Raw genomic sequence first — 12,621 nt, forward strand, 5'->3', positions numbered from 1 at the left:
CAACTGCCCCGTCAATATCACCCCCGCAGGAGGTTCAGGAGTAGTGAGCAGTATTTCTGTGAATCCAGAAAATGACAATGAAGTGTTGATCACCTATTCCAACTACGGCATCATCAATGTGTATCACACGACCAATGCCAATGCAGCAAGCCCAACATGGACAAATGTGGAAGGTTCGACCACAGCAGTACAATTGGCTTCTATTCGCTCAAGTAGCATTGTGAAAGGAGCAACTTCAACGTATTACTTAATAGGAACTTCAACAGGTTTGTATTGCACCAGCACCTTGAGTGGAGCAACTACGGTATGGGAAAGAGTGGTAAATGATATTGGTTATGCTGTAACCAGCCATATACGATTGCGAGCAAGTGACAATACTTTGGTAGCAGGAACACACGGAAATGGAATGTTCCAACTGGTATTGGTTACTCCAACGTGTACCGATGGCATTCAAAACGGCGATGAAACAGGTGTTGATTGCGGTGGAAGTTGCCCAACAGCTTGCCCGACCTGTACCGATGGCATTCAAAACGGCGATGAAACAGGTGTTGATTGCGGTGGAAGTTGCCCAACAGCTTGTCCGACCTGTACCGATGGCATTCAAAACGGTGATGAAACAGGTGTTGATTGCGGTGGAAGTTGCCCAACAGCTTGTCCAACGTGTACCGATGGCATTCAAAACGGTGATGAAACAGGTGTTGACTGTGGTGGAAGTTGCCCAACAGCTTGTCCTACTTGTAGTGATGGACTTCAAAATGGCGATGAAACAGGTGTTGATTGCGGTGGAAGTTGTCCAACAGCTTGTCCTACTTGTAGTGATGGACTTCAAAATGGGGATGAAACAGGTGTTGATTGTGGCGGAAGTTGCCCAACGGCTTGTCCAACTTGCAGTGATGGACTTCAAAATGGCGATGAAACGGGTATAGATTGTGGCGGAAGTTGCCCAACAGCTTGTCCTACTTGCAGTGATGGCATTCAGAATGGAGACGAAACAGGCATTGATTGCGGTGGAAGTTGCCCAACGGCTTGTCCTACTTGTAGTGATGGCATTCAGAATGGGGATGAAACAGGTGTTGATTGTGGCGGAAGTTGCCCAACGGCTTGTCCTACTTGCAGTGATGGACTTCAAAATGGCGATGAAACAGGCATTGATTGCGGTGGAAGTTGCCCAACAGCTTGTCCTACTTGCAGTGATGGCGTTCAAAATGGCGATGAAACAGGTGTTGATTGCGGTGGAAGTTGCCCAACGGCTTGTCCTACTTGCAGTGATGGCGTTCAGAATGGAGACGAAACAGGTGTTGATTGCGGTGGAAGTTGTCCAACGGCTTGTCCTACTTGCAGTGATGGACTTCAAAATGGCGATGAAACAGGTGTGGATTGTGGTGGAAGTTGCCCAACAGCTTGTCCAACCTGTACCGATGGCATTCAAAACGGCGATGAAACAGGTGTTGACTGTGGTGGAAGTTGCCCAACAGCTTGTCCAACGTGTACCGATGGCATTCAAAACGGCGATGAAACAGGTGTTGACTGTGGTGGAAGTTGCCCAACGGCTTGTGCGACCTGTACGGATGGCATTCAAAACGGTGATGAAACAGGTGTTGACTGTGGTGGAAGTTGCCCAACAGCTTGTCCAACGTGTACCGATGGCATTCAAAACGGCGATGAAACAGGTGTTGATTGCGGTGGAAGTTGCCCAACAGCTTGTCCAACGTGTACCGATGGCATTCAAAACGGTGATGAAACAGGTGTTGATTGCGGTGGAAGTTGCCCAACAGCTTGTCCGACCTGTACCGATGGCATTCAAAACGGCGACGAAACAGGTGTTGATTGCGGTGGAAGTTGCCCAACAGCTTGTCCGACCTGTACCGATGGCATTCAAAACGGTGATGAAACAGGTGTTGATTGCGGTGGAAGCTGTCCAACAGCTTGCCCAACGTGTACCGATGGCATTCAAAACGGCGACGAAACAGGTGTTGATTGCGGTGGAAGTTGCCCAACAGCTTGTTCAACGTGTACCGATGGCATTCAAAACGGCGATGAAACAGGTGTTGACTGTGGTGGAAGTTGCCCAACGGCTTGTGCGACCTGTACGGATGGCATTCAAAACGGTGATGAAACAGGTGTTGACTGTGGTGGAAGTTGCCCAACAGCTTGTCCAACCTGTACCGATGGCATTCAAAACGGTGATGAAACAGGTGTTGACTGTGGTGGAAGTTGCCCAACAGCTTGTCCTACTTGTAGTGATGGACTTCAAAATGGCGATGAAACAGGTGTTGATTGCGGTGGAAGTTGCCCAACAGCTTGTCCAACGTGTACCGATGGCATTCAAAACGGCGATGAAACAGGTGTTGACTGTGGTGGAAGTTGCCCAACGGCTTGTGCGACCTGTACGGATGGCATTCAAAACGGTGATGAAACAGGTGTTGACTGTGGTGGAAGTTGCCCAACAGCTTGTCCTACTTGTAGTGATGGACTTCAAAATGGCGATGAAACAGGTGTTGATTGCGGTGGAAGTTGCCCAACAGCTTGTCCTACTTGTACCGACGGCATTCAAAACGGTGATGAAACAGGTGTTGATTGCGGTGGAAGTTGCCCAACAGCTTGCCCAACGTGTACCGATGGCATTCAAAACGGTGATGAAACAGGTGTTGATTGCGGTGGAAGCTGTCCAACAGCTTGCCCAACGTGTACCGATGGTATTCAAAATGGTGATGAAACAGGTGTTGATTGCGGTGGAAGTTGCCCAACAGCTTGTCCAACGTGTACCGATGGCATTCAAAACGGCGATGAAACAGGTGTTGATTGCGGTGGAAGTTGCCCAAATGTCTGTTCAACAGGAAATTATATTGATTTGGAATTGACCAAGACAGTGGACAATTCATTATTGGTCAAATTTACCAACCGCACATTTACCATTAGCGTGACGAATAAGGGAACTGTGATAGCGACAGGTGTAAGCGTAAAAGATAAAATCCCGACAGGAATGGCGTTTACTAGCGCAACGGTGAGTAAGGGAAGTTATGTATTGTTCAGTGAAACGTGGGTTGTGGGAACATTGGCTCCAAACGAAACAGCTACTTTAACTTTGAAGCTTTTCATCTTGAATGTAAATACTGCAATTACCAACTTTGCACAGGTTCAATCGGCAAATGAAACTGATGTGGATTCTACTCCCGGCAATGACACCGACAATACGCCCAATGAAGACGATGAGGCGGCTGCTACCATAAGTCCCGATGTTCAGCCCGACAAGATAGATTTGGAGTTAACCAAAACGGCAAATGTATCTCAAGCAGTGGCAGGGAATCAAGTGACCTACACTTTGACCTTATCCAACAAAGGCCCAGCGACAGCCACAGGTGTAAGCGTAAAAATCACTCCGCCAGTAGGTGTTCAGTATTTCAGTGATAATCCAAGTGCGGGAACTTACAGCAATGCCACCAAAACTTGGACAGTCGGCACAATCTTGAATGGACAGACCAAAACATTGCAGTTGACGGTGAATGTGATAAGCATCCCTAATCCAATCAAGTGCTTTTCACAAGTCCAAACGGCAAATGAAAGCGATGTTGATTCTACTCCTGGCAACGATACCGACCAAACTCCCAACGAAGACGATGAATCAAGCGTGACCATTATTCCTACTCCAACAGACAGTTTTATTGATTTGGAATTGACTAAAACGGTCAACAATACCGAATTGGTCAAATTTACGCACCGAACCTTCACCATTACAGTTGTCAACAAAGGTCCAATGACTGCAACAGGTGTATCGGTGAAAGACCAAATCCCAACGGGACAAGCATTCAGTGGAAGTACCGCTTCAAAAGGTTCCTACAGTTCTTGGAATGGTATATGGACAATTGGCACGCTTGCACCCAACGAAAGCGTTACTTTGAACATCACCATTTTCATTTTGACTGATAGCGCACCTGTAGTGAATTTCGCTCAGGTACAAACAGCCAACGAAACCGACATGGACTCCTCGCCTGGCAACGATACTGACAATACTCCCAACGAAGACGATGAAGACAACGCTACAATTGGAGCGAATACACAACCCGACAAGATTGATTTGCAATTGACCAAAAATGTATCACAAACGGAAGCAGAAGTGGGCGATTTCCTCACTTACTCTTTGGTGCTCCTCAACAAAGGTTCTGCAAATGCAACAGGCGTAAGTGTGAAAGATGCACTACCAAGTGGACTTTCTTATATAGGTTCTGCTGCCAGCAAAGGCACTTATGATTCTGGAACAGGAATTTGGACAATCGGAAATCTAAACAGCAACAGTACCGCAACTTTGACCATCAACGTCCAAGTAGAACAAATCAATGCACCGATTACCAACTTTGCACAAGTCCAAACCGCCAATGAAACGGATCTGGACTCTACGCCTGGTAATGACTCCAACAATACACCGAATGAAGACGATGAAGATGATGCTACGGTCAATCCTCCAACTATCTGTGACAATGTGACAGATGGCGGAAGTATTGGCTCTAACGAAACGGGTTGCAGCCCTTCTTTCGACCCTACAATGATTGTGAATGCGGCATTACCATCAGGAGGAACAGGTGCTTTGGAGTATTTGTGGTTCAAAAGCACAACGGGTACACCTTTCACTACTGCAAGCACTGATTGGTTTCCCATTGCAAACACCAACTCTCCCAACTTTGACCCAAGTTTCATTTCGCAGACCACTTATTATATTCGATGTGCTCGTAGATTTGGCTGTGAAGACTACGTTGGTGAATCCAATATGGTCATCAAAACCGTTGAAACTTGTGGAGGTGGGAATAAAATTGATTTGGAAGTCAATGTAACTGTTGACAAACCATTTACAACACTTTACCAAAACGTTACGTTTACCATCACTGTGACTAACAACAGTACGCTGACGGCAACAGGTGTTGAAGTGAAAAATTCTATTCCGGGTGGAATGGCATTCACTAGTCAGTCTGTTTCACAAGGTAACTTCAACCTCTATTTCCAGAAATGGAATGTAGGAACATTGACAGGTGGATCAAGTGCTACCATGAATTTGGTTTTGTTTACCTTGAATCTCAACAATCCTGTAGTCAATTTTGCACAGGTTTCTGCTGCAAATGAAACGGATTTGGACTCTACTCCAAACAACAACATTACTACGACACCAATTGAAGACGATGAAGCAGTAGCAACGGTTAGTTTGGCTGGAAGCAGTGGAGGAAAAGGAGTTATTGCTAATGCACCAGTTGACCGTGCTACTACTTTGGTATTGTACAGTATATCACCAGTTCCTGCAAGTGGTGACCTAACAGTATTGTTTCATACTGAAGGTTTCCAAGTAAATGTATTGATGTATGATGTGAGTGGTAAATTGTTGTCTCGAAAATCTCTGCAAACAGCTCGTGGCGACAATTCGATCCACTTAGATATTAGACATTTACCAACAGGTTTTTATACGCTGTCTATCGAAACACCAGAAGGTTATGTGAGGGGTAAGTTTGTAAAAGAGTAAAGAATAGTATTTTTTTTTAAGTTAAAGTGAAGAAGCTTGAAGTGAGACTTCTAACTTCAACGAATATTGGAAACTCCCTATCGAACCAATTGGTTTGGTAGGGAGTTTTTTTATTGTTTCGTTAAGGTACAAAATTCGACTGTGAGGTTGGATAGGGAATAAACAAGGTGGCACTCTACTGTAAAAAATGTATTTTTGCCATTTACCCTATTAATATTTGAGCATGAAAAACCCACTTATCTTTTCCATAATCCTCTTTTTACTTTGGATACCTGCAATTTGTGGGGAACCTGGCTTTATGGAAAAATACCATGCGACAAATCCTGTTTCACCAGACTCAACCTATACTTTTGAAGAAGAATTGACACTACATCAAAACTTTTTAGATAGTGCCATAAAAAATAAAAATAGTTTGCATCAATTCTATGGCTATATGTATTTGTCAGATGATTATGTTGATGTTCAAGATTACTCTAAAGCAATGGAGTATTTATTGAAGGCAGAGAAGTTTGCAATTGCAGCAAAAAATATTCTTTGGCAGGGAAGGGTTAATTTATATAAGGCTTCCCTCTACACAGATTTAGAAGATTATGAAATAGCACTTTGTTTTTTTGAACAATCCTTGTTTCAAGCTGAAATGGCAGCAGATAGTCAAAATGTAGCGATGAGTATGGAACAGATGGGAGCAATGTACAATTATTTGGACAACCATGAAAAAGCCCATGAATACTATGAAAAAGCGATTCCATTGATAAAAAAGTATTGTGGGGAAAGGTCTTTGGGAGTTACTTTGAGTAATTATGGTATTTTATTGGGGAATGAAGGTAAACCTCTAGATGCATTAAAATATTATAAAGAGGCTTTGCTTACTACTCCTGCCACAAAATCAACATATAGACAATCAAACTATCTAAGCAATATAGCATCGGCTTATTTTGATTTGGATAGTTTGGATAAGGCATTGGAATTGTGGCAGGAGTGTGTCAAAATAAATTCAAAAAATGGGTGGGATGATCTTTTGATAATCAATTATGGAGGTCTCGCAGATGCGTATGAACAAAAAGGAGATATAAAGAAAGCCTTGTATTTTTTTAAAGAACATCACTACCTACATGATAGTCTTATGGGAATGGAGGTAAGAGGAGAAATTAACAATTTGGAAGCAAAATACAAAAACGAACAAAAGGAAACAACTTTGCAAAAATACAAATTGGAACTAATAGAAACAGAACAGTCTTTGGAGCGAAGTATAGGATTTCTACTGCTTTTGTTGGGGTTGATTGGATTTATTGTTTGGAGGTGGCGTTCACAAATCAAATTTACCAAACTAAGTTTGGCGCAAAGTCATGAAAGTCTAAGAGAAATCACCTATCTGTTGAGGAAAAAAAATGCTCAATTAGAGATTTTGGAAAAGGAGAAAATATCGTTGCTACAAAAAGAGGAAGAAAAATCTCCTGCAAAAGAAGAAAATTTTGATAGTCAATTCTACAACCAACAAATTCTAACAAGTTCGGATTGGGAGCTGTTCAAAACAAATTTTGAGAAAGCTCACCCAGGTTATTTGCTTCGTTTGCGTTCGATTCATCCTACACTTAGTGAGGCAGAAGAACGCTTGTTTCTTTTCATAAAGCTCCATTTAAATAGTAAGGAAATTGCTGAAATATTGGGAATTTCTATTGGAGGAGTGAAAAAAACACGATATAGGCTTCGAAAGAGATTGGAAATTAATGAGGGAGCTTCCTTAGAAGACTTCATTCATTCGTTTTGATAAAATGGGTTATTTTTAAGATGTTTTCATCTTTATGAATATTCAAAGGAACGAATAGTATTCAAAAAAATGACTTTCAATAATTTGGATATGAAAAGTACTTTTGTCCCCCTATCTGTCTGCCTTCAAGTTGTCTGAAAATTGGCATGTCCATCTATCTGTACTCCCTTTAATTTGCCTAAATCACAAATTAATACGCTTACTTTGTTTGTTAGCTTTTTTTAATATAAACCTTAAAAGGATTTACTTAAGCGTATGAACAACTTATTAACAAAACTATTCCTAACAGCCCTACTCTGTTTTTCTGTGCTAATTATCGCCCAAAATTTTCTAATCAAAGACAAGGGAATCACTGACAAAAAAGAGATCAGAGAAAAGCCCTCAGAAGAAGAAAAGACAAAAGAAGAAAAGGCTCGGACAGTAGGCGAGCGACTTCAATATGAGTACGACCTTCAAAAAAATCCCAAAACTGGAAAAATTCCAGAAGGGGTCAAAGAATTGGAATTGAAGGCCGCCATGAAAGTCCCTATTTTTAGAGGTTCAGGAAGCTTGGAAAAAGGGGCATCTGATTTTACCATTACCCCAAGAGGCCCTGGCAATTTGGGTGGACGCACCCGTTCTATCCGTTTTGACGTGCGAAACGCCAACATCATGTTGGCAGGAGGAGTGAGTTCAGGTGTATTCCGAAGCACCGATGGCGGAACGACTTGGGTAAAAGTTTCCCCCAACGATCAAATCCACAATGTCACCTCTCTTGCACAAGATACCCGTGCAGGACAAGAAGACACCTGGTACTACGGCACAGGAGAATTGGAGGCTTCCACTTCTTTAGGAGATGCAGGCTACAAAGGATTTGGAATCTGGAAATCAACCGATAATGGAGTCACTTGGACAGCCTTAACCGCCACCCAAACAGGAACATTAGAAGGAGGCGATAACCCCTTTGATTTTGTCCACAGAATCGTAGTAGATCCGACCAATGGCACTGTATATGCCGCCGCAACCGATGTGATCCAACGTTCTACCGATGGTGGCACGACTTGGGAACAAGTGTTGGGAATCTTTAACTTTGATGTGTATTCCGATATAGCCGTCACCTCCACAGGACGCTTATATGCCGCCTTTGACGGCACAAGCGACAGCGATGGCGTTTGGACATCCACCACAGGAGCAAACGGTTCTTGGACAAAAATTGCAGGAACAGGCTCTGCAACGACACCCGCAGGTTGGAACACAGTAGATAACTATGGTCGAATCGTGATAGCCATTGCACCGAGCAGCGAAAATATCTTGTATGTACTCTATGACAACAAAACCGTCAGCGATTGCGCAGGAACGCCTGCCCCCGAAGCAGATTTTTACAAATGGAATCAAACCACCACTACATGGACGAATTTATCCGCCAACTTGCCCGACGAACCAGGTTGCGACATAGGCAACGACCCCTTTTCCCATCAAGGAGGATATGATTTGACCATAGTTGTGAATCCAGCCAATGCGAATCTGGTATTTATTGGCGGAACAAACATTTACCGCTCCACAAATGGTTTTTCTTCAACAGCAGGAACAACCCGCATTGGAGGTTATTTGAATGCGAATGGTGCTGCTCAATACAATGTAGGAGGTGTAACACATCACTCAGATATACATGAAATTGTTTTTGCCCCAGGCAACAACGATATTGTATATACAGGCACAGATGGAGGAATCCACAAAGCAGACATTACCGTGACACCTGTAGAATGGACGAGCCTCAACAACAGTTATGTCACCTACCAATACTACTATGTGGACATCAACCCTACCACAGGAAACAGTTTGGTCGTTGGTGGCGCACAAGACAATGGAACAACCAGCATCAGCACAGGAATGACTGCAAAATCAATTGGAGGAGGAGATGGAGTTGCAGTAGGCTGCATATCGGGTACAGACACCGACAACCAAAACGTATTGTACGGCTCACAAAATGGAGATATTTCCCGCAGTGTCTTTACCGCAGGAGTGGAAGATTACTTTGACATCAAACCAGCAGGTTCAACCAGTCTTTTCGTAACCTACTTTCACTTAGACCAAGACAATACCAATTATTTGTACTATGCGTCTGAAGGAAACCTATACAGAACACGAATCGCCTCGACAATTGAAGATGGAACTGTGACCAACAATAGTGCGACTGGTTGGCAAAACTTGACAGGAGTAGGCACTGCAACAACGGGGGATATTCAATCCATGTCAACTTCACGAAATGGTGCTTTTGCAGGAAGTACTTATTCTGCTACCGATACCAATAGAAAATTATTTATCGGCACGAGCGATGGCAAAGTGTTTCGCTTGAACAACCCAGCGTTTTCTACTGCTGCAACTGCCCCCGTCAATATCACCCCCGCAGGAGGTTCAGGAGTAGTGAGCAGTATTTCTGTGAATCCAGAAAATGACAATGAAGTGTTGATCACCTATTCCAACTACGGCATCATCAATGTGTATCACACGACCAATGCCAATGCAGCAAGCCCAACATGGACAAATGTGGAAGGTTCGACCACAGCAGTACAATTGGCTTCTATTCGCTCAAGTAGCATTGTGAAAGGAGCAACTTCAACGTATTACTTAATAGGAACTTCAACAGGTTTGTATTGCACCAGCACCTTGAGTGGAGCAACTACGGTATGGGAAAGAGTGGGGCCAAATGATATTGGTTATGCTGTAACCAGCCATATACGATTGCGAGCAAGTGACAATACTTTGGTAGCAGGAACACACGGAAATGGAATGTTCCAACTGGTATTGGTTACTCCAACGTGTACCGATGGCATTCAAAACGGCGATGAAACAGGTGTTGATTGCGGTGGAAGTTGCCCAACAGCTTGCCCGACCTGTACCGATGGCATTCAAAACGGCGATGAAACAGGTGTTGATTGCGGTGGAAGTTGCCCAACAGCTTGTCCGACCTGTACCGATGGCATTCAAAACGGTGATGAAACAGGTGTTGATTGCGGTGGAAGTTGCCCAACAGCTTGTCCAACGTGTACCGATGGCATTCAAAACGGTGATGAAACAGGTGTTGACTGTGGTGGAAGTTGCCCAACAGCTTGTCCTACTTGTAGTGATGGACTTCAAAATGGCGATGAAACAGGTGTTGATTGCGGTGGAAGTTGTCCAACAGCTTGTCCTACTTGTAGTGATGGACTTCAAAATGGGGATGAAACAGGTGTTGATTGTGGCGGAAGTTGCCCAACGGCTTGTCCAACTTGCAGTGATGGACTTCAAAATGGCGATGAAACGGGTATAGATTGTGGCGGAAGTTGCCCAACAGCTTGTCCTACTTGCAGTGATGGCATTCAGAATGGAGACGAAACAGGCATTGATTGCGGTGGAAGTTGCCCAACGGCTTGTCCTACTTGTAGTGATGGCATTCAGAATGGGGATGAAACAGGTGTTGATTGTGGCGGAAGTTGCCCAACGGCTTGTCCTACTTGCAGTGATGGACTTCAAAATGGCGATGAAACAGGCATTGATTGCGGTGGAAGTTGCCCAACAGCTTGTCCTACTTGCAGTGATGGCGTTCAAAATGGCGATGAAACAGGTGTTGATTGCGGTGGAAGTTGCCCAACGGCTTGTCCTACTTGCAGTGATGGCGTTCAGAATGGAGACGAAACAGGTGTTGATTGCGGTGGAAGTTGTCCAACGGCTTGTCCTACTTGCAGTGATGGACTTCAAAATGGCGATGAAACAGGTGTGGATTGTGGTGGAAGTTGCCCAACAGCTTGTCCAACCTGTACCGATGGCATTCAAAACGGCGATGAAACAGGTGTTGACTGTGGTGGAAGTTGCCCAACAGCTTGTCCAACGTGTACCGATGGCATTCAAAACGGCGATGAAACAGGTGTTGACTGTGGTGGAAGTTGCCCAACGGCTTGTGCGACCTGTACGGATGGCATTCAAAACGGTGATGAAACAGGTGTTGACTGTGGTGGAAGTTGCCCAACAGCTTGTCCTACTTGTACCGACGGCATTCAAAACGGTGATGAAACAGGTGTTGATTGCGGTGGAAGTTGCCCAACAGCTTGCCCAACGTGTACCGATGGCATTCAAAACGGCGATGAAACAGGTGTTGACTGTGGTGGAAGTTGCCCAACAGCTTGTCCAACGTGTACCGATGGCATTCAAAACGGTGATGAAACAGGTGTTGATTGCGGTGGAAGCTGTCCAACAGCTTGCCCAACGTGTACCGATGGCATTCAAAACGGCGATGAAACAGGTGTTGATTGTGGTGGAAGCTGCCAAACAGCTTGCCCAACGTGTACCGATGGCATTCAAAACGGCGATGAAACAGGTGTTGACTGTGGTGGAAGTTGCCCAACGGCTTGTCCAACGTGTACCGATGGCATTCAAAACGGTGATGAAACAGGTGTTGACTGTGGTGGAAGTTGCCCAACAGCTTGTCCAACGTGTACCGATGGTATTCAAAATGGAGACGAAACGGGCATTGACTGTGGAGGAAGTTGTGTGAGTATTTGCCCAACATGTACAGATGGTATCCAAAACGGTACAGAAACAGGTGTTGACTGTGGTGGAAGTTGCCCAACAGCTTGTCCTACTTGTAGTGATGGACTTCAAAATGGCGATGAAACAGGTGTTGACTGTGGTGGAAGTTGCCCAGCAGTTTGTCCTGATCCTACCTGTACGGATGGTATTCAAAACGGCGATGAAACAGGTGCTGATTGTGGCGGAACAGATTGTGTTGCCTGCATCTCTATTACAGTGAATAACGTGATTGGTCTTTCTTCAGCTAATCCTGCAGCAACTGGATCTATTATTGTCACTGTGACAAGTGCAAATGCAAATTGTGGAACATTGACCTATTCTTGGACAGGACCTGGAGCTTATACCGCTTCTACTAAAAATGCAACGGGAATTACAGTAGCAGGAGATTATATCCTTACTGTTACAGATTGTGATGGCAATGTAGCAACGATAATGGTGAAAGTTCCAGTTCGTCCACGAGGAAGGGGAAGAAAAACCAACTTTAGAGAAACTACTATATTGACAGCAACGCCAAATCCTTTTGCCAATCAAACAGTCATTAGTTTTGAGTTGATTACAGAAGAACAGGTCAGTGTGGATGTGTTTGATATAAGGGGTGTGAAAGTGGCTACTTTGTTCGATGGTCAAGTTGAAGCTGGTCAAAGTTATGAAATACAGTTTGGCAACGAGATGCCTTCTGGTACTTACATTGCAAGGTTGACTACTGCTGAAGGTGATGTTCAATTTGTCAAATTGTTCTTGACCAAATAGACATCCTGAAAATGAACTTGAGTTTTTAGAATAAAAACTTAAACATTTAATGAAA

At 44.1% G+C, this 12,621-nt stretch carries 3 protein-coding genes; all 3 read left to right on the plus strand.

What is annotated here, in order from left to right; genetic code table 11:
* The first annotated feature begins 58 nt into the window (after positions 1 to 58).
* The 3 genes from R3E32_01880 to R3E32_01890 all read left to right on the plus strand — a co-directional run bounded on the left by R3E32_01880 (position 59) and on the right by R3E32_01890 (position 12,566).
* Positions 59 to 5,503 (plus strand): T9SS type A sorting domain-containing protein, encoded by a 5,445-nt coding sequence (locus R3E32_01880; protein MEZ4883457.1) that lies wholly within the window; start codon positions 59 to 61, stop codon positions 5,501 to 5,503.
* Between the two features lie 223 nt (positions 5,504 to 5,726).
* The gene (locus R3E32_01885; GenBank protein ID MEZ4883458.1) at positions 5,727 to 7,271 is read left to right on the plus strand and encodes a tetratricopeptide repeat protein; all 1,545 of its coding nucleotides are present in this window, start codon (positions 5,727 to 5,729) and stop codon (positions 7,269 to 7,271) included.
* Between the two features lie 255 nt (positions 7,272 to 7,526).
* Positions 7,527 to 12,566, plus strand: a complete 5,040-nt coding sequence (locus R3E32_01890; GenBank protein MEZ4883459.1) for a T9SS type A sorting domain-containing protein — start codon at positions 7,527 to 7,529, stop codon at positions 12,564 to 12,566.
* The last annotated feature ends 55 nt before the right edge of the window (positions 12,567 to 12,621 follow it).

Source organism: Chitinophagales bacterium (genome assembly GCA_041392475.1).
Taxonomy (GTDB): domain Bacteria; phylum Bacteroidota; class Bacteroidia; order Chitinophagales; family UBA2359; genus JAUHXA01.

What these genes read in the sequence shown, in the direction of transcription:
- R3E32_01885 (MEZ4883458.1), top strand. Translation starts at nt 5,727, where the DNA reads ATGAAAAACCCACTTATCTTTTCCATAATCCTCTTTTTACTTTGGATA.
- R3E32_01890 (MEZ4883459.1), top strand. Translation starts at nt 7,527, where the DNA reads ATGAACAACTTATTAACAAAACTATTCCTAACAGCCCTACTCTGTTTT.